Here is a 17574-nt window from a genome sequence, read left to right on the forward strand (position 1 = left end):
CGTCTGGAGCGCAGAATCGGCCGCGGCTAGCCTGCAAGCAGGCTCAAGGAGATGGACCATGCACGTGCTTCTGGTGATGGTGGGTGGGGTGTTGTTGTTGGGGGTATTCCTGCTCTTCGGGCGGCTGTGGAGCGTAGGCCAGTCACAGTTGCCCACGGCCCTGCTCGCGTTCATCGCCACCTGGCTGCTGGTGACGCTGGCCAACATGTGGGTGGGCGTGAGCAAGGCGGACTACGCCGTGCGGGAAGAACTGCCGATCCTGCTGCTGGTGTTCGCGGTGCCGGCCCTGCTGGCTGGACTGCTGTACTGGCGACTGGCGCGCTGAAGGACGGCCATGAGCACACGACTGAGACCGCCTGCCCTGCGCCAGCGCGATGGCCACCACGCCCGCGTGACCTACGAAGAGCTGTTCTTTGATCTGGTCTACGTCTTTGCGGTTACCCAGCTCAGCCACCATCTGCTGCATCACCTGGACCTGATCGGGGTGATGCAGACGCTGGTGCTGTGGTTCGCGGTCTGGCTGGGCTGGCAGTACGCCTGCTGGGTCAGCAACTGGTTCGATCCCGAGGCGCCACGCATCCGCAGCCTGCTGTTCGTCACCATGTTGCTGGCGCTGTTGATGTCCTCGTCCATTCCCGAGGCCTTCGCTGAACGCGCCTGGGTCTTCGCGGGGGCGTACGCCACCATGCAGGTCGGGCGCACGGCGTTCGTGCTGCTGGAGGTCGGTCGCAGCCATCCGTTGGCGCCCAATTTCCGACGCATGCTGGCGTGGGTGAGCGTGTCGGCCTGCTTCTGGCTGGCGGGCGCCGCCGCCGAGGGCAATCTGCGCCTGGCGTTGTGGGCGGTGGCGGTGGCCTGCGAATACATCTCGCCGATGTTCGGTTTCGCGTTTCCGGGCCTGGGCCGGTCGCACACCCGCGAGTGGACCATCGAAGGCGGGCACCTGGCCGAGCGTTGCCAGCTGTTCGTCATCGTCGCACTCGGCGAGACGCTGCTGGCTACCGGTGGCGTGCTCAGCGAGGTCGAGCAGTGGAGTGCTGCGGTGGTGTCTGCGGTGCTCGCCACCTTCGCCGGCACCATCGCCATGTGGTGGCTGTATTTCGGCATCTCCAGCCGCGACGCCACCGCGGCGATCACCCATTCCGAGGACCCCGGGCGGATGGGCGCCAATTTCCACTACGTGCATGCGTTGCTGATCGCCGGCATCATCGCCACCGCGGTGGGCAACGACCTGGTGATGGATCACCCGGAAGCGGCGGTGACGCCGGTATATGCAACGGTGCTGGTCGCCGGGCCGTTGATCTATCTGCTGGGCAGCGCCCTCTACAAGCGCGTTGTGTACGGGCGCGCCCCGTATTCGCATCTGTTCGGTGCCGTGGCGCTGGTCGTGTTGGGCGTGGTCTTGCCGCACACCCATCTGTTGGCCGCTGGCTGGCTGACCAGTGCGGTGCTGCTGGCCGTGGGGTTGATGGATACGCGGTTGAAGCGTCGCCTGAAGCGGGCGTGATCCGCACGCGTCGCTGCCGTGCTTGCGCGGGCGGGCAATGGGAGTAGCGTGGGCAGTGGGTGCTCTGGGAACCGGGAGTGGCACAGCATGCAGAACGTTCCGCAGTGGCTGGTCTGGGCCGGCCTGTCAGCCTGTTTCGCCGCGCTGACCGCGCTGTTCGCCAAGGTGGGCGTCAAAGGCGTCGACTCGGATCTGGCCATGGGCATCCGCACCCTGGTGGTGGCGGCGGTGATCCTGCCGCTGGTGGTGGTTAACGGCAAGTGGTCCAATCCGTTGCTGCTGCCCGGGCGCACGCAGCTGTTCCTGGTGCTGTCGGCGCTGGCCACGGGTGCGTCGTGGCTGTTCTACTTCCGCGCGCTGCAGAGTGGTGAGCTGGCCAAGGTGGCAGTGGTCGACAAATTCAGCGTGGTGCTGGTGATCGTGCTCGCCTATCTGTTGCTGGGTGAACGTCCGACCCTGCGGGAATGGAGCGGCATCGGCCTGGTGCTGGCCGGGGTGATCGTACTGGCGACGAAGAAGTAGCAGCGTTCAAACCCATCGACGAGGGAGAGCAGGATGCAGGGCGAAGCGCGCGGTACCTTTGAAGTGAACCTGCTGCCGATCAGTGGCAACGACGGCCCGATCGGGGTGATGTCGATCGACAAGGTCTTCCATGGTGACCTGCAGGGCAGCAGTGTCGGCCAGATGCTGGCCTTCCGCAGCCCGGTGCAGGGCTCGGCCGGCTACGTGGCGATGGAGCGGGTGACGGCCACGCTGGCCGGGCGCCACGGTGGGTTCACCCTGCAGCACAACGGCTTGATGACCCGTGGCACGCCGCAGCTGAGCGTGGTGGTGGTACCCGATTCCGGCAGCGACGGGCTGCTCGGCCTGGCCGGCACGCTGGAGATCACCATCAGCGAGGGCCGCCATGACTACCGGTTGCTCTACAGCCTTCCGGAAGAACCCTAGCGGAGTTCCGCTGCCATCGTCGCGAGCCGGGCGACGGTGTTGAGGTTGCGCGCCGTGCCCTGTGCCGCGCCGGGAATGCGCAGGCGCGAGTCGGCCATGCCGGCGCCGTAGTGGATGAAGATCTCGCGCGTGCCGAGTGCGAGCTGTTCGTCGCGCCGGCCGGTCACGCCGTCCAGCGGGTCGGCGGGCAGGCTGCCGTCGAGGAACAGGGCGACCACACGGTTGCCGGCCGCCTGCGCAAACGGATTGCGTGCCACCACGCCGGCAATCTCGTTGGCCGAGCGCACCAGCACGCCCACCGGCTTGCCGGCATAGGCCTGGAGCCGCTGGCCGAGGGCCTGGCGCACGCCTGTTTCGTCGAGCGAGCTGCGCAACACCACGTTGCCGCTGGCGATGTACGTGCGGACATCGGCGAAGCCTGCGTCCTCACACATCGCCACCAGTTCGCGCATCGGCAGCTTGCCGGTGCCGCCGACGTTGACCGCGCGCAGCAAGGCGACGTGGACGTTCATGGCGTCCCCGCCTGCAGGCGGTCATACATGCGTACCAGGTCAACCAGGGTGCGCGCGCCCATCTTGCGCATCACCTGCGCGCGGCGCACCTTCACCGTGATCTCGCTCACCCCGAGGTCGCCGGCGATCTGCTTGTTGAGCCGGCCGCGTACCACGCCATCGACCACCTCGCGCTCGCCGGCGTTGAGGGTGTCCCAGCGCAGTTGCAGCGCGCCGAGTGCCTCGCCGTCGCGGCGGCGCTGGCGGTCGATCTCGATGCCCTTGTGGATGGCATCGAGCAGCTCCTGGTCACGGAAGGGCTTGGTCAGGAACTCGATGGCACCGTCCTTGATCGCGTTGACGCCCATCGCGATGTCGCCGTGGCCGGTGATGAATACCACCGGCAGCTGCAGGCCGAGGCTGCCCATCGTGCGATGGAACTCCAGCCCACTCTGGCCGGGCATGCGCACGTCCAGCACCAGGCACGCTGGCGCGTCTTCCAGGTCGTGTTCGAGGAAGGCCTGGGTGGAGGTGAAGGCCCGCACCTGCAGGCCCATCGAGGCCAGCAGGTCTTCCAGTGCGGCGCGCACCGACGGGTCGTCGTCGACCACGTAGACGATGGGCGCTGGATCGATGGCTGGGGCAGCGGGCTTACGCATGTTGAACGTCCGAGGCAATGGGCAGGTCGAACACGAAGCAGGCACCGCCGCCTGCTGGTCGTTCGGCGCGGATCTGGCCGTCATTGGCTTCGATCATCGAACGGCTCAGGCTGAGGCCCAGGCCGAGCCCATGTGATTTGGTGGTCCAGAATGCATCGAATACTCGCTCGGGATGATCGGCGGGCAGGCCGACACCACGGTCGCGCACGCTGAGACTGACCCGCTGACCGTCACGCCGGGTCAGCAGCGACAGTCGCCGGTCCGCAGCAGGGACTGGCTCCATCGCGTCCACCGCATTGAGGATCAGGTTGCCGATCACCTGCTGCACCTGCACGCGGTCGGCGTGTACCGGCGGCAGGTCGGCGTCCAGCAGCAGCGCCACCGCCACGCCGTGCTGGTCCAGCTCGCTGCGCGACAGCGCCAGCATTTCCTCCACCGCCTGATTCAGGTCGAAGGCGCGTCGTTCCGGTGCCGCGCCCTGGGTCAGGCACCGGATGCGGGCGATCACGTCACCGGCGCGGTGCGCGTCGGCCAGGATGCGGGCCACGGTCTGCCGGGCCTTGTCCACGTTCGGAGGGTCCTGTGCCAGCCAGCGCTGGCAGGCTTCGGCGCTGCTGGCGATGGCGGCCAGTGGCTGGTTGACTTCATGGGCGATGGAGGTGGTGAGCTCGCCTACGGTGGAGGCGCGTGCCACCCTGAGCAGGCGGCCCTGCGCTTCCTGCACGGCGGCCTTGGCCGCTTCCATGTTCAGGGCGAGATAGGTGGTGATGCCGATCACCAGCATGCCGATCACCGAGTTGACCAGGCCGATGCGGTAGGTGCCGAAGCGGGTCAGGAAGAAGCTGAGGGCGGTCAGCGCGATGCAGGCGATGGCCAGGGTGATCAGCCCGCGCGCGCTCAGCACGCGCGACGCCGCGAGGATGACCGCTGCGTAGAAGCAGGCCGCAGCGACGGCGTAATCGGTGACGGTGTCGATCAGGAAGATCGCCGCCATCACGACGATCAGGGCCAGCAGCACCAGCGGGCGGCGGGGCGACAGCGATGGCATCGGGGAAGCTCCCGGGCGTGGGCGGAAAGGATAGCAAAGCCGGCATTGGTGGATGCCGACCTGTGCCGGCGTGCTCTTGTGCTGTGGGTGCCGGCTCCTGGTAGGTGGCGACCGTTGGTCGGCACAGCAATTGAATGGCGGGGCGATGAGGGTTTGTGCCGACCAACGGTCGGCACCCACCAAAGCGATGCACGGTGCTTCGGAGATCACGAGGTTGCCGGCCAGCGGCCGGCACTACTCCTCCAGGCTGGCGTTCCAGAAGCCCTGCAGCACACCGGGCGTGGTCGCCAGGGTGGCCAGCACGGCATCGAGCTCACCGGCATCCACCGTGGTGGCATACAGCACCGCTTCGATCTCCACGTCGCGCTCGCCGAACGGGCGCTGGTCCACCGCGCGCACCGGGTACTGTGCCTGCTCAAGCAGCAGCAACAGCTGGTCCAGCACCTCGGCCTGCTGCTCGCGCTGGCAGACCACGTTGATCGCATAGGTCGCCTCGCTGAACGCTTCCGGCAGTGGCTGCCGCTGGATGCGGTTCACCACCGGCCGCAGCAGGGTGTTGGCGGCCAGCACGAAGACGGCGGCTAGGACCGCTTCCGGCAGCAGCTTGATACCTGCACATGCTCCCACCGCTGCCGATCCCCACAGGGTGGCGGCGGTGTTCAGGCCGGACACCTGCGCGCCGTCCTTCATGATCGCGCCGGCGCCGAGGAAGCCGACGCCGGAGATCACATAGGCCACCACATGCAGCGGCGAGGGTGGTCCGCCATACAGGTCATGGAAGCGCACGGCCAGGTCGACGAACACCGCCGCGCCCACCGCCACCAGCGTATTGGTACGCAGGCCGGCGGTGCGTTGGCGCAGCTGCCGTTCCAGGCCGATGGCCGTGCCCAGCACGAACGCCACCGACAGGCTGATCAGCGAACTCAGGGTTGCGCCGGCGTTGAACGCCGGCAGGTTCGGATTGATGTCCATTGTGATTCTCCCTGGACAAGGCGGCGGGCGCTTACTGCCAGCCGTAACGACGGATGTAGAACCGCTTCAGCGCAGTGGTCAGCACCGCATAGCCGAATAGGATCGCCACCAGGAACGGCCAGTAGCCGGCCGGCAGCGCCTGCAGCTTGAAGTAGCCGGCCAGCGGGCTCATCGGCAGGGCCACGCCAATGGCCATGATCAGGCCGGTCATCAGCAGCAGTGGAGGCGCGGCGATGCTCTGCAGGAACGGCAGCTTCGGCGTACGGATCATGTGCACGATCAGGGTCTGGGTGAGCAGGCCGACCACGAACCAGCCGGACTGGAACAGGCCCTGGTCGGCCGGCGTGCGCGCATCGAACACGTACCACATCAGCGCGAAACAGGTCAGGTCGAAGATCGAGCTGATCGGCCCGAAGAACACCATGAAGCGGCCGATGTCCGCCGGGTTCCACTTCAGTGGCTTGCGCACCAGCTCCTCGTCCACGTTGTCGAACGGGATGGCGATCTGCGAGATGTCGTACAGCAGATTCTGCACCAGCAGCTGCAGCGGCAGCATCGGCAGGAACGGCAGGAAGGCCGAGGCCACCAGCACCGAGAACACATTGCCGAAGTTGGAACTGGCGGTCATGCGGATGTATTTCAGCATGTTGTTGAACGTGCGCCGGCCCTGGATGACGCCTTCTTCCAGCACCATCAGGTTCTTTTCCAGCAGGATGATGTCGGCCGCCTCCTTGGCGATGTCCACCGCGCTGTCCACGCTGATGCCGATGTCGGCTGCGCGCAGCGCCGGTGCATCGTTGATGCCGTCGCCGAGGAAGCCGACCACCTTGCCCTGCGCGCGCAGCTCGCGTACCAGCCGCTCCTTGTGCAGCGGCGTCAGCCGGGCAAACACGCGATGGTGGTGCAGCGCCCGCGACAGCGCGCCGTCGTCCATGCGCTCGATCTGCGGGCCGGTCAGGATGGTGTCCGCGTCCAGCCCCACCTGTGCGCAGACACGGGCGGTCACCAGTTCGTTGTCGCCAGTGAAGACCTTGACCTCGACACCGTGTGCGGTCAGCGCCTGCAGCGCCTGCGCAGCGGACTCCTTCGGCGGGTCCAGGAAGGCCACGTAGCCGACCAGGGTCAGCCCGCACTCGTCCGCTTGCGAGTAGGCGCTCTGACTGGCCGCGGTCTCCTTCATCGCCACCGCCACCACGCGCAGGCCCTGCTCGTTCAGTTCCTCGGTGGTCTGCCGCACGCGGGCCAGGCGGTGCTCGTCCAGTGGCATGTCCTGGCCGTTCTCGCGAACGGTGCTGCACACCGCCAGCATCTCTTCCACCGCGCCCTTGCAGATCAGCTCATGGTGGTCCTCGCGCTCGGACACCACCACCGACATGCGGCGGCGCTCGAAATCGAACGGGATCTCATCCACCTTGTGGTAGTCCTGCGACAGCCGCAGCGAACTCTGCAGCTCCACGTGCTCCAGCACCGCGCGATCCAGGAGGTTGATCAGCCCGGTCTGGAAGTGGCTGTTGAGGTAAGCGAACTTCAGCACGTCTTCCGAATCGTGGCCGAACACATCGGTGTGACGCTCCAGTGCGATCCTATCCTGGGTGAGGGTGCCGGTCTTGTCGGTGCACAGCACTTCCATGGCGCCGAAGTTCTGGATCGCATCCAGGCGCTTGACGATCACCTTGCGCCGCGACAGCAGCACCGCACCCTTGGCCAGGGTGGAGGTGACGATCATCGGCAGCATCTCCGGCGTCAGGCCCACCGCCACCGACAGCGCGAACAGAAACGCCTCGGTCCAGTCACCCTTGGTCCAGCCGTTGATCAGCAGCACGAACGGCACCATCACCAGCGCGAAGCGGATCAGCAGCCAGCTGACACTGTTGACGCCGGCCTGGAATGCGGTCGGCGCACGGTCGGTGGCGGCGCTGCGCTGGGCCAACGTGCCGAAGTAGGTGCGGTTGCCGGTGGCCAGCACCACGGCGGTGGCCGTTCCGGACACCACATTGGTGCCCATGAACAGCAGGTTGTGCTGTTCCAGCAGGCCGGCCAGGCCGTCGCCCGGGTGCGCGAACTTCTCTACCGGCAGCGATTCGCCGGTCATCGCGGCCTGGGCGACGAACAGGTCCTTGGCGGTCAGCACGCGGCAATCGGCCGGAATCATGTCGCCTGCCGACAGCACGATGTGGTCGCCGGGCACCAGCTCACGGATCGGCAGGTCCAGCAGGCGCGCCGGACGGCGGCTGTGCAGGTGCGCACCGAAGTACTGGTCAGCCACATCGGCGGCTTCGGTACCCGGATTGCGGCGCAGCACGCGTGCGGTATTACCGACCAGTGCCTTCAGTCGTTCGGCGGCACGGTTCGAACGCCCCTCCTGCACGAAGCGGATCAGCGTGGACAGCAGCACCATCGCACCGATCACCACGGTGGCCTTGATGTCCTCGGTCAGCCAGGACACCGCCGCCAGCACGGTCAGCAGCAGATTGAACGGATTGCGGTAGCACTGCCACAGGTGCCGCCACCACGGCAGCGGCTTTTCGTGATCCACCTCGTTGGGGCCAAGCGTGGCCAGCCGTTCCTCGGCCTCATGCGGGCTGAGGCCGTCGGCGTGCGATTCCAGCGTGGCCAGCAGCTCGGCTTCCTCCTGCTGGGCGAGGGTGACCAGGCCGGTGGTAAGCGCGAACGGCGCAGCTTCGGCGCTGCCCGGGCCGAATCCAGCTTCGGGCATCGCACGGCGGCGGAACAGGTTGCCTGCGCGACGGCTGCGCAGGAAGGCATTGAACCAGGCGTTGAGCAGGCTCATGGGACTCTCCTCGAATGTCAGAGCCGGCCGCGGCCGGAACACGAACGGAACGGTTGGAACAGGTCAGGCGTGGCGCATCGCCAGCACCGCCGGCGACCACGGCTGCATGTGCAGGCGCTGGCTGCCGCCGATGCACAGCGGCTTCATGGCATCGCGCAGGGGGTAGGGCAGATGACGCAGCACGGTGATGCGCTCGCTGATCGGCAGCAGCGACAGCGCATCGGCCACCACGCGCGGCGAACCGAGCGACAGCGAACGGGCGAACATCACGGGGCCGTGTTGCAACAGTTGGCTGCGCAGGCCGGCAACATCGCGCTCGCCGATCAGGCGGCGCAGGGTGATGTAGAGGATCTTGTAGGACATGGGGGCGATCTCCAGGCAAGCGGCGCCTGGCGGTCCCCCGTCACTCAGGCAGGCAGGGACCGGCGGGCAGGCGCCAGGAACAGGCGGATTGCGGGCATCGGGGGCGCGGTGCGCCCGGCAGGGTCGGGGTCCATCTGCGTCTCCAGGAGGGGAGGGTGCCGGCCAGGATTGCCCTGGCCAATGGCGCTATTGTCCGCCCCTGAATGGGGCTGGCCTAGAGGCTCGTGGGTTAGCTGGGCTATACCTTGGTATTGCCGGGTGGTGTGACTGGCACCTGATACCCGGCCCCGTAGAGTCGACTGTGAATCGACTATCGCGCGCAGCGCGGGCCTCGAAGCAGTGTCGCCAACTGCAGTCGACTCACAGTCGACGCTACTACCTCGCACGGTGGGATGCCGGCCAGCGGCCGGCACTACCCACCTGTTCAGAAGCGGTCGGCAAAGGCATCTGTCGCGCGCACGAGCGCATCGACCGTGGCCGGCTCGTTGGCGCTGTGGCCGGAGGTCACCATCTCCAGGCGCGCTTCCGGCCACGCCTTGGCCAGGTCCCACGCGCTGCGCGGCGGACAGATGATGTCGTAGCGTCCCTGCACGATCACGCCGGGCAGGTGGCGGATGCGATCAATGTTGCGCAGCAGCTGGTCCGGTTCCAGGAAGATGCCGTTGCGGAAGTAGTGCGCTTCGATGCGGGCCTTGGCCAGCGTATCCAGCGGATCATCGGTGGATTGCGCATCCACGTCGTGCTGCAGGGTGGCGGCATTGTCTTCCCAGCCCAGCCAGGACTGTGCGGCTTTGATGCGGATCGCTTCATCCGGGCCATCCATGCGCGTCCAGTAGGCCGCGATCATGTCGCCACGCTCGGCTTCGGGAATGTAGGCCTCATAACGGTCCCAGCGCTCCGGGAAGATCCAGCGCGCACCGCCATCGGCCTCGGCGAACCAGCGGTTCTCCATTTCGCGGCCGAGGAACACGCCACGCACGATCAGGCCGGTGGCGCGCTCGGGATGCGCCTGCGCGTAGGCCAGTGACAGGGTCGAACCCCAGGAGCCGCCATAGACCAGCCAGCGTTCGATGCCCAGATGCTCACGCACCTTCTCGATATCGGCCACCAGGTCCTGCGTAGTGTTGTCGCGCAGCTCGCCGAACGGCGTGGAACGGCCGCTGCCGCGCTGGTCGATCAACACGATGCGGTAGCGCGTCGGGTCGAAGAAGCGGCGATGGGTCGGCGAGATACCGGCGCCCGGGCCGCCGTGCAGGTACACCACCGGAATGCCCTCGGGCGTGCCGCACTCTTCTACATGTAGCGTGTGCAGATCGCTCACCTTCAGGGTGAACTCGCGGTAGGGTTCGATGGCGGGGTACAGGGTGCGCATGGCGGGCATCTCACAAGCAGGGTGGCCAGCATAGCGCCGCCACCTGCGGCTTGCAGCGGTGGCCTCCTGCGCGGCGCTGGAAATGCGCTGGCCGATGCGCATAAGCTTCCGCGATGCAAGCGACCACGACCGGGACGTCCACGTTCAACCTCACCCTCGGCAGCGGCGCGCGCGAGCTGCTGAAGTGGATCGCGCTGCTGGCCATGACCGGCGACCACGTGGCCAAGGTGGTCTTCGGGGGCTACGTGCCGGTGGTCAGCGAACTGGGGCGTATCGCCTTCCCGCTGTTCGCGCTGGTGATGGCCTGCAACCTGGCCCAGCCGGGCGCCGACCTGCGCAAATCGATCCGCCGGCTGGCGCTATGGGGGCTGATTGCGCAGCCATTGCACGCACTGGCGTTCGGTTCCTGGCTGCCGCTCAACATCCTGCTCACCTTCACCTTGGCAGTGGTGGCCGTGCATGCGTTTGCGAACAATCGGCCTGTGCTGCTGTTGCTGGCTGCCGGCGTGCTGCCGATGTTCGTGGACTACCAGTGGGCCGGTGTTGGCGCTGTGCTGCTGGCCTGGATCGCGTTCCGGCATCGGGCGTGGTGGCTGTTGCTGGTTGGGCTTGCAGCGGTGTGCGGGGTCAACCACAACGGCTGGGCACTGCTGGCTGTTCCGGTGGTCGTGCTGGCGACGCGGGTGCCGTGGCGACTGCCGCGCTGGCGCTGGGTGTTCTATGGGTACTACGTGGGGCATCTGGCGGTGCTGGCGGTGGTGGCGCGCGTGCTTTCGTGATCAGTGCGTGCGTGGTCGTGCCTTGTGTCGGTAGATCCACGCCAGGCGTGGATGCGTTTGGCGGATCACCATGGAACCCAGCCAGGCATGGCCTGGCTCTACAGTTTCCGGCAGATCCACGCCATGCGTGGATCCCGTTGACAGTTTGTCGCCCGGCTCAGAAGTCCATCGTCGCAGAGAGCAACACCGTCCTCGGTGCACCCAGCGCCAGGCTTGAAAGCAACGGCATGCCCCAGTACGCCTTGTTGGTCACGTTGTTCACGCTGGCGCGCAGCGCAAGCGGTCGACCCGCCACGGTGGTGCTGTAGCGCGCCCCGACATCGAACAACGTACGCCCCGGCACCGACAGACTATTGTCGGCACTGATGTACTGCTTCGACATCGCCGTGGCATTGCCGGTCAAGGTGAGGCCCTGCAAGGTCGGCACATCCCATTCCATGCCCAGCTTGGCCTGCCGCTGCGCCACGGCGGTGGCTATGCGTCCTTCATTCACGCCGCCGGCCGTGCGGGTCAGCTTCGGCTGCACATAGGCCACGCCACCGAGCAGGCGCACGCCGTCCATCGGTGCGCCGAAGAAGCCCCATTCCACCCCGCGGTTACGTTGTTCGCTACCAAGCGAGAAGATGTTCGTGATCGGATCGGTGTAGCTGCTCGGTCGCTTGATCTCGTACACGCTGAAGGTGTGCGCGAAGCTGCCCAGGTCCAGCTTCAGGCCCAGCTCCTTCTGCTTGGTGCGGAACGGTGCGAACACATCGCCGGCGTTGGCTGCGGTCATCGGCGCGGTAGCACCCTGGCTGAGGCCTTCGACGTAGTTGGTGTAGAGGGAGAGCGTGTCGGTGGCCTTCACCAGCAATGCAGCCGCAGGGGTGGTCGCGCTCTTGTCGTAGCGCGAGGTGCGCGCACTGGTAGCGACGCTGAAGGTCTCGCTGACCACCTGCTGGCGACGCACACCCAGCGTCAACTGCACGCGGTCATCGGAGAAGGACAGGGTGTTGGCGAAGCCGAGGCTGTCCAGCGTCAGCTCGGTATGCGAGATGTGCGGTGCCATGAACGGCGCGGCCGGTCCCCACACCGGGTTGTACAGATTGGTGGTCCAGTCCCAGCCGGGTACGCTGCGCCGGCCGTAGTCGTTCTGGGTGTGCTGGTAGTGGGTCACGTTGGCGGCCCACTGGTGGCCGACGCTGCCGGTGTGGAAGGAACCGCGCAGGCCGGCATCTCCGGACTGCTTCTTGATGTCGAAGGCGAGCTGGCCGATCACCGTGGTGAAGTCGCCAGCCGGATTGAGGATCTGCGCGCTGATCGAACCGTTGTAGCGGTAGTCGGTCTTGCTGGTGCCGTAGGCCAGATAGGCCATCAGGCTATCGTTGATATCCAGTTCGCCGCGCAGCATTGCGCCCTTGTCCTGGCTGTCCACGTAGGCCCAGTCCGGGTTGATCAGCGTATCGCCACGCGGCGGCCGCGGAATGGCCACGCCCGGTGCCAGGCCGACGCCACGTGCCGGGCCGTCCACGCGATCGTCGGCGCTGTACAGATCGGCCGACAGCCGCGCACGTTCGCCGCGCCAGTCCAGTGCCAGCGAACCGAGCTGTACCTTCTTGCGCTGCTTGCCGACGGCGCCGTCACCATCACGGTAGGCAAAGTTGAAGCGGATGCCGAACTGCTTGTCGGCACCGAGGCGGCGACCCATATCCACATGGGTGCCGAACTGCGCGTCGGAGGCGAAGTTGGCACTGACCCGCAGCAATGGCAGCTCACCCGCACGCTTGGGCACCAGGTTGACGCTGCCACCGACCGAGCCGCCCGGCGGCATGCCGTTGAGCAGCGCAGACGGTCCCTTCAGCACCTCGATGCGCTCGAACATTTCCGGCGAGGTGCGGTAGTAGGGCGCCATGCCGCTGAGGCCATTGAACGTGGTGTCGCTGGTGTTGGAGGCAAAGCCTCGGATCGCGTAGTTCTCGCTCCACGCACCGGTGACGCCGTTGCTGAACACCGTAGGGTCGGTGGCGGCGATGACGTCGGTCAGGTCCTTGGCCTGGCGATCACGGATGAAGGACTCGGTGTAGCTGACCGTACTGAACGGCGTGTCCATGAAGTCCTTGTCGCCGAGCAGGCCGACGCGGCTGCCGGCGGCCACTTGCCCGCCCGCATAGTCCGCAGTGACCCGGCGCTGTTCCTGCACCTGCACCGAGGGCAGGGTGGACGGTGCAGTGTCGGCCAGGGCGGCAAACGAGGCCAGCAGCCCTAACGCCAAGGCGGACACCCGATAACGCAGGTGCATGCCCGGCGGATGCATCAGGCCTGAGAATGCGGCAGCACGATGCTGTGCAGAAGTGAAGTTGTAAACGGTCATGCCAGAGTCCTGTGAATCGCAGGCGCGAGCGCGCCTGGCGCGCTGCCGACGGCAAGCACGGGGAGAGGGCGCAGCGCAGGGTTGTTGGCTGGGTGGGGACCTGGCGGGAGGTGAGCCATGGGCTCGATCACGGGCAGCGTGCTGGACGCCTTCCGAATTAGTTGAGTAAGTTAAACTAAATCAATCGAAGCGGACAAGAGGGTCCCTTTACTGGCACCCTCAGCAGGGTATGGACGCGCACCGTAAGAGCAGGCACCGTATGAGCACGCACCCCGATCCAACGGCGCCGAGCCGTGGCCGCCCGCCCACCATCACCCCGGAGCGCCTGGCCGACATCGGCATCCGTCTGGGCCTGCCCAACCTGACCATGGCCAACGTGGCCGCCGAACTGGCGGTGACCCAGGCAGCGCTGTACAAGCGCGTAGCCAACTTGGAGGCGTTGAAGCGCCTGGTGGCGGAGGCGGTGTTCCAGCGCTGGCAGATTCCTCGCGCGTCGGTCGACGCACCGGGTGGGCTGGAGGCCTACCTGATGGGGTTCGTGCAGTCACTGTGCGAAGTGGTGAAGGCGCATCCCGGGCTACCGCCCTACCTGCTGCGGCGCACGGTGGCGACCGCGCCGATGCTGGAAAAGATCGCATCGCACCAGGCGCACGTGGCCGAGGTGTTCGGCCTGCCGGTGGACAAGGCGCGCTGGCTGCTGGCCACGATCGCGTTCTACTGCATCGCCGGCGCCGACACGATCTACGCGATTGCGGACGACGAGGAGGGGCAGGTGATCACCGAGTTCAAGCAGGGCATGCGGGCGTTGGTGATCGGTTCGCTGGAGGTATCGCGGCTTCGGTAGATCCACGCCATGAGTGGATGATCGTGGCCGTTCACCATGACGCCAGCCAGGCATGGCCTGGCTCTACTGGACGGATCGCGTAGTGTCGAGAATACAATGCGGCTATGCCTGCCACGCCCACTCTCGATGATCTTCGCCGCTACGCGGTGGCGCGCACCCTGTTCAAGCCGACCACGCTGCTGACCGCGATCCGGCGGCTGGGCTTCGTGCAGGCCGACCCGATCCGGGCACCCGCTCGCGCGCAGGACCTGACCCTGCGCCACCGGGTGAAGGACTACCGCGCGGGCGATCTTGAGCGCCGCTACACGCGTCTGCCGGTGGAAGAGGATTGCCTGGTGAACTACGGCTTCCTGCCGCGCGAGCATCTGGCGCTGATGCACCCACGGGTTTCCAAGCGCGAGTGGGATGCCGAGACCCATCGCCGTGCGGCCGATGTGCTGGCCTTTGTGCGCGAGCGTGGCAGCGTGCACCCACGCGAGGTCGACCAGGCGTTCGCGCATGGGCGGGTGACCAACTACTGGGGCGGCACCAGCAATGCCAGTACCCATCTGCTGGACGGCATGCACTACCGCGGCCTGCTGCGCGTGCAACGGCGCGACAGCGGTACGCGCATCTACGCGGTGGCCGATCATGCCGAGCCCGATTCCAGCGAACAGGCGCAGATCGAACGTGCTGCCGCCCTGATCGATCTGGTGGTGCGCAAGTACGCACCGCTGCCTTCGGCCGGCCTGACCTATCTGGTGCGCCTGCTGGGCCATGGCGCTCCGCACCTGGCCGAGCAGACCCGCAAGGCATTGGCACTGGCCAAGCAGCAGCTGGCCAGCTGCACGTTGGAGGGCACCACCTGGTACTGGCCGGCGGACGAAAATCCGCGCTCGCGCCGCCATGCGCCGGACGAACAGGTGCGCCTGCTGGCGCCGTTCGATCCGGTGGTGTGGGACCGCCGCCGTTTCGAGTTGCTGTGGGATTGGGTGTACAAGTTCGAGGCGTACACGCCTGCACCGAAGCGCCAGTATGGCTACTACGCACTGCCGGTGTTGTGGCACGACCAGGTGGTGGGCTGGGCCAACCTGAGCATGCGCGAAGGTGAGTTGGTGTCGAACGTGGGCTATGCCGGCAAGTCGCTGGCCCGCGACAAGGTATTTCGTGGCGCGCTGGACGACGAGCTGCAGCGCATGGCGGAGTTCCTGTAGCGCCGAGCGGCGCATGGGTAGCCATCGCGCCCGGTAGTCGCCAACCTTGGTTGGCGCTGGCTTCCATCGGTGCCCACCAAGGTGGGCATCTACCGGTCAAGCGGCGTCCTTGTGGTCCGCATCGTCCATGCCGGGGCTGACTCGCCGGCCGATGTCCTTCAGCCGCGCGAGCTGATCCACCATCGACGGTGCATCGTCCAGGCTGCCGGCGAAAGTCCACAGATAGGTCATCACCGCATAGACGTGACCGGGGGTAACGCCATCGGTGGTGGCAAGGCGGCCGATGGTCAGTGCGAACAGGGCCGCTGCCGTCGCGCCGACGGCCAGCACGGCGCCGGCTTCGCGATCGGAGAGCAGGATGCGCAGGCGTGACAGCGTGGTGTAGTGACGGCGCAAAACCGAGGGACTGACCCGGTCCACCAGTCGGATTTCCTGTTCCAGGCGGTTGTTGAGGCGCCCATGCAACTGCTCGTTGCGACGCGCGAACGACGGCAGCAGCAGGAGAGCACCGAACAGCGCGAGGAGAGCGGCTCCACCGACCAGCGGTTCAATTGCGAGCAGCATGACCGCAGCGCCAAACATGGATACCAGTGCGGTGGCGATGATCGGCACGTGCTTTTCGAAGAAGTCGACGAACTCGCGGGCCAGAACGACGCGGGCCGCCGAAGTGGAGGTGGCCTGGCCCAAACGGCGCTGCGCCTGCACCACGTTCACTGCCAGATCGGCATAGATGCGGGTAAACGTCCGGGTATCGACCGCACGGCGGGCGGCACCGACCAACCAGAACAGCAGCACTACGCCGGCGTAGGAGATGGCATGGCCGATGTTGCCGCGGATGATGGCATCCACCGCGAAGCCGGCGAACAGCGGATAGGCCAGCAGCAGCGCGTTTTCCAGTGCCACCAGCGAGAACGTGCCGGTGAGCTGCCAGGGGTAGGTGCGCAGGATGGCCTTCAGGGTGGCGGCCGCATTCTGCTGGCCGATGCTGCCGGCGGCGGCCGCTGGATCGTGGGGGTGTTTCATGGAATGCCTGGGTGGGTCGGGGGTAGAGTCGACTGTTGGTCGACTGCTCTTTGCGAACTGCTGGAAGAACCCGCGCTTGCGCGCGCAAGTCGCCTGACAGTCGACTCTACCCAGGCAGTTCCGGCATTTCGGGCTTTCCAGGGCAGCGATGGCCCTCAACGACGCGCGTGCACCGGCCAGCGGATCTCGAACGCGCTACCACCGCGTTCGGTCGCCCTGCATCGCGCCGTTCCGTGATGGGCCACGGCAATCGCGCGCACCACCGCCAGGCCAAGCCCGGAGCCACCGCTCTGCCGTGAGCGCGACACATCGGTGCGCTGGAAGGCTTCGAAAATGCTGTCGCGCAGGTCGTCCGGCACACCGGGGCCACCATCCTCAACGGTCACGGTGCAATGGCCTTCGGCCAGCGTGACGCGAACCCGGAGGGGGCAGGGGATGGCATGGCGTCGTGCATTCTCCAGCAGCGCCAGCACCGCCTGGCGGATGCGTGCCGGATCGCAGTCGGCAAGCGACGGCCGTGCATCCAATGTCACCGAGAATCCACTCTCGGTCAGCGCCTCGGACATCGCTTCGACCACCGCCGCCACCTGCACGCTGACATCGCTGCGCTGCAGGCGCAGATCCAGGTGACCGCTTTCGGCAAGGCTCACCACGCGCAGGTCTTCGATGATGCGGGTCAGGCCCTCCAGCTGGGTGAGCATGCTGTTGAACTGCTCCGGCCCGGGCTCGAACACGCCTTCGGCGATGCCCTGCAGGCGGCCGCGCAGGATGGTCATCGGCGTGCGCAGTTCGTGTGCGATCGCTGCATTCCAGAACACGCGGTTCTCGGACATCCGGCTGAGCCGCTCGGCCATGGAGTTGAAGTCGCTGACCAGTGTGGCGGCCTCGGCCATCGAGGTGTCGCCGCCGCGCGCACGCGCCTCAAGATCACCGCTGGCGACGCGACGCAGGCTTTCGGCCACCGAGTTCAGCGGGGTGATGATGCGCCGGGTCAGGCGCGAGGCGATCAACGTGGCCAGTGCCACCACCACGGTGGCGGTCAGGCCGATCCACAGCCACTCCAGCCCTGACGGCATGATGGTTTCCGGCTCGTCATACCAGCGTGGATAGAACACCTCCATGAGGTAATAGAACAGGTAGAAACCGCTGATCGACAGTACGGTCGAGCACAGCGATGCGACCGTGATGGATAGCGTGATCTGGCGCCCGATGCTCTTGCCTTTGCGGTTCATCG

17 protein-coding genes are annotated in these 17574 nt (G+C 66.6%); 7 read left to right on the forward strand and 10 right to left on the reverse strand.

Annotated elements, in window-relative coordinates; all coding sequences use genetic code 11:
- Window positions 1–58: 58 nt before the first annotated feature.
- The 4 genes from AC5P78_RS10055 to AC5P78_RS10070 all read left to right on the forward strand — a co-directional run bounded on the left by AC5P78_RS10055 (window position 59) and on the right by AC5P78_RS10070 (window position 2455).
- Window positions 59–325 carry a hypothetical protein gene (locus AC5P78_RS10055; RefSeq protein WP_005409816.1) on the forward strand — a complete coding sequence of 89 codons (267 nt, stop codon included), beginning with the start codon at window positions 59–61 and terminating at the stop codon, window positions 323–325.
- Window positions 326–334: 9 nt separating this feature from the next.
- Window positions 335–1507 carry a low temperature requirement protein A gene (locus AC5P78_RS10060; protein WP_414498190.1) on the forward strand — a complete coding sequence of 391 codons (1173 nt, stop codon included), beginning with the start codon at window positions 335–337 and terminating at the stop codon, window positions 1505–1507.
- Between the two features lie 87 nt (window positions 1508–1594).
- Window positions 1595–2029 carry an EamA family transporter gene (locus AC5P78_RS10065; protein ID WP_414498191.1) on the forward strand — a complete coding sequence of 145 codons (435 nt, stop codon included), beginning with the start codon at window positions 1595–1597 and terminating at the stop codon, window positions 2027–2029.
- A gap of 33 nt (window positions 2030–2062) precedes the next feature.
- Window positions 2063–2455 (forward strand): DUF3224 domain-containing protein, encoded by a 393-nt coding sequence (locus tag AC5P78_RS10070; RefSeq protein ID WP_005409813.1) that lies wholly within the window; start codon window positions 2063–2065, stop codon window positions 2453–2455.
- On the opposite strand, the gene AC5P78_RS10075 is transcribed toward AC5P78_RS10070, so the two are convergent.
- The 7 genes from AC5P78_RS10075 to pip all read right to left on the reverse strand — a co-directional run bounded on the left by AC5P78_RS10075 (window position 2452) and on the right by pip (window position 10151).
- Window positions 2452–2967, reverse strand: coding sequence for a DUF1697 domain-containing protein (locus AC5P78_RS10075; protein WP_012480383.1), 516 nt, complete (start codon window positions 2965–2967; stop codon window positions 2452–2454). The two genes, AC5P78_RS10070 and AC5P78_RS10075, sit on opposite strands and share 4 nt — an antisense overlap.
- Window positions 2964–3605: a response regulator transcription factor gene (locus AC5P78_RS10080; protein ID WP_012480382.1), complete on the reverse strand. Its 642-nt coding sequence runs from the start codon at window positions 3603–3605 to the stop codon at window positions 2964–2966. The genes AC5P78_RS10075 and AC5P78_RS10080 overlap by 4 nt, the downstream gene beginning before the upstream one ends.
- Complete coding sequence (locus AC5P78_RS10085; protein ID WP_099561429.1) at window positions 3598–4653, reverse strand: sensor histidine kinase; 1056 nt, start codon at window positions 4651–4653, stop codon at window positions 3598–3600. The genes AC5P78_RS10080 and AC5P78_RS10085 overlap by 8 nt, the downstream gene beginning before the upstream one ends.
- 234 nt (window positions 4654–4887) lie before the next feature.
- Complete coding sequence (locus tag AC5P78_RS10090; RefSeq protein WP_049448085.1) at window positions 4888–5625, reverse strand: MgtC/SapB family protein; 738 nt, start codon at window positions 5623–5625, stop codon at window positions 4888–4890.
- A 31-nt stretch (window positions 5626–5656) separates the two neighbouring features.
- Window positions 5657–8416, reverse strand: coding sequence for a magnesium-translocating P-type ATPase (gene mgtA, locus AC5P78_RS10095; RefSeq protein WP_099498295.1), 2760 nt, complete (start codon window positions 8414–8416; stop codon window positions 5657–5659).
- A gap of 63 nt (window positions 8417–8479) precedes the next feature.
- Window positions 8480–8779, reverse strand: coding sequence for a hypothetical protein (locus AC5P78_RS10100; RefSeq protein WP_005409807.1), 300 nt, complete (start codon window positions 8777–8779; stop codon window positions 8480–8482).
- Between the two features lie 424 nt (window positions 8780–9203).
- Window positions 9204–10151, reverse strand: coding sequence for a prolyl aminopeptidase (gene pip, locus AC5P78_RS10105; protein WP_138969966.1), 948 nt, complete (start codon window positions 10149–10151; stop codon window positions 9204–9206).
- 113 nt (window positions 10152–10264) lie between these two features.
- Here pip and AC5P78_RS10110 point away from each other — a divergent pair, with 113 nt between their 5' ends.
- On the forward strand, window positions 10265–10930 hold the full coding sequence (locus tag AC5P78_RS10110) for a TraX family protein (RefSeq protein WP_005409805.1): 666 nt from the start codon (window positions 10265–10267) through the stop codon (window positions 10928–10930).
- Window positions 10931–11087: 157 nt separating this feature from the next.
- Here the strand turns inward: AC5P78_RS10110 and AC5P78_RS10115 are convergent, their stop codons facing one another.
- Window positions 11088–13280 carry a TonB-dependent receptor gene (locus AC5P78_RS10115; protein WP_012480377.1) on the reverse strand — a complete coding sequence of 731 codons (2193 nt, stop codon included), beginning with the start codon at window positions 13278–13280 and terminating at the stop codon, window positions 11088–11090.
- Between the two features lie 259 nt (window positions 13281–13539).
- Here AC5P78_RS10115 and AC5P78_RS10120 point away from each other — a divergent pair, with 259 nt between their 5' ends.
- Both AC5P78_RS10120 and AC5P78_RS10125 read left to right on the forward strand, forming a co-directional pair.
- A complete protein-coding gene (locus AC5P78_RS10120; protein WP_044570285.1) occupies window positions 13540–14124 on the forward strand; it encodes a TetR/AcrR family transcriptional regulator in 585 nt (194 codons plus the stop codon).
- A 104-nt stretch (window positions 14125–14228) separates the two neighbouring features.
- Window positions 14229–15317 carry a DNA glycosylase AlkZ-like family protein gene (locus AC5P78_RS10125; RefSeq protein ID WP_012480375.1) on the forward strand — a complete coding sequence of 363 codons (1089 nt, stop codon included), beginning with the start codon at window positions 14229–14231 and terminating at the stop codon, window positions 15315–15317.
- A 96-nt stretch (window positions 15318–15413) separates the two neighbouring features.
- On the opposite strand, the gene AC5P78_RS10130 is transcribed toward AC5P78_RS10125, so the two are convergent.
- Together AC5P78_RS10130 and AC5P78_RS10135 are read right to left on the reverse strand one after the other, a co-directional pair.
- Window positions 15414–16340 carry an ABC transporter six-transmembrane domain-containing protein gene (locus AC5P78_RS10130; RefSeq protein ID WP_012480374.1) on the reverse strand — a complete coding sequence of 309 codons (927 nt, stop codon included), beginning with the start codon at window positions 16338–16340 and terminating at the stop codon, window positions 15414–15416.
- A 155-nt stretch (window positions 16341–16495) separates the two neighbouring features.
- Complete coding sequence (locus AC5P78_RS10135) at window positions 16496–17572, reverse strand: ATP-binding protein (protein WP_005413562.1); 1077 nt, start codon at window positions 17570–17572, stop codon at window positions 16496–16498.
- Window positions 17573–17574: the final 2 nt, after the last annotated feature.

It is taken from the genome of Stenotrophomonas sp. YJH_SMC_133, from assembly GCF_059370655.1.

What these genes read in the sequence shown, in the direction of transcription:
- AC5P78_RS10125 (WP_012480375.1), top strand. Translation starts at nt 14,229, where the DNA reads ATGCCTGCCACGCCCACTCTCGATGATCTTCGCCGCTACGCGGTGGCG.
- AC5P78_RS10055 (WP_005409816.1), top strand. Translation starts at nt 59, where the DNA reads ATGCACGTGCTTCTGGTGATGGTGGGTGGGGTGTTGTTGTTGGGGGTA.
- AC5P78_RS10090 (WP_049448085.1), bottom strand. Translation starts at nt 5,625, where the DNA reads ATGGACATCAATCCGAACCTGCCGGCGTTCAACGCCGGCGCAACCCTG.
- mgtA (WP_099498295.1), bottom strand. Translation starts at nt 8,416, where the DNA reads ATGAGCCTGCTCAACGCCTGGTTCAATGCCTTCCTGCGCAGCCGTCGC.
- pip (WP_138969966.1), bottom strand. Translation starts at nt 10,151, where the DNA reads ATGCGCACCCTGTACCCCGCCATCGAACCCTACCGCGAGTTCACCCTG.
- AC5P78_RS10110 (WP_005409805.1), top strand. Translation starts at nt 10,265, where the DNA reads ATGCAAGCGACCACGACCGGGACGTCCACGTTCAACCTCACCCTCGGC.
- AC5P78_RS10080 (WP_012480382.1), bottom strand. Translation starts at nt 3,605, where the DNA reads ATGCGTAAGCCCGCTGCCCCAGCCATCGATCCAGCGCCCATCGTCTAC.
- AC5P78_RS10075 (WP_012480383.1), bottom strand. Translation starts at nt 2,967, where the DNA reads ATGAACGTCCACGTCGCCTTGCTGCGCGCGGTCAACGTCGGCGGCACC.
- AC5P78_RS10115 (WP_012480377.1), bottom strand. Translation starts at nt 13,280, where the DNA reads ATGACCGTTTACAACTTCACTTCTGCACAGCATCGTGCTGCCGCATTC.
- AC5P78_RS10070 (WP_005409813.1), top strand. Translation starts at nt 2,063, where the DNA reads ATGCAGGGCGAAGCGCGCGGTACCTTTGAAGTGAACCTGCTGCCGATC.
- AC5P78_RS10130 (WP_012480374.1), bottom strand. Translation starts at nt 16,340, where the DNA reads ATGAAACACCCCCACGATCCAGCGGCCGCCGCCGGCAGCATCGGCCAG.
- AC5P78_RS10085 (WP_099561429.1), bottom strand. Translation starts at nt 4,653, where the DNA reads ATGCCATCGCTGTCGCCCCGCCGCCCGCTGGTGCTGCTGGCCCTGATC.
- AC5P78_RS10120 (WP_044570285.1), top strand. Translation starts at nt 13,540, where the DNA reads ATGAGCACGCACCCCGATCCAACGGCGCCGAGCCGTGGCCGCCCGCCC.
- AC5P78_RS10135 (WP_005413562.1), bottom strand. Translation starts at nt 17,572, where the DNA reads ATGAACCGCAAAGGCAAGAGCATCGGGCGCCAGATCACGCTATCCATC.
- AC5P78_RS10060 (WP_414498190.1), top strand. Translation starts at nt 335, where the DNA reads ATGAGCACACGACTGAGACCGCCTGCCCTGCGCCAGCGCGATGGCCAC.
- AC5P78_RS10065 (WP_414498191.1), top strand. Translation starts at nt 1,595, where the DNA reads ATGCAGAACGTTCCGCAGTGGCTGGTCTGGGCCGGCCTGTCAGCCTGT.
- AC5P78_RS10100 (WP_005409807.1), bottom strand. Translation starts at nt 8,779, where the DNA reads ATGTCCTACAAGATCCTCTACATCACCCTGCGCCGCCTGATCGGCGAG.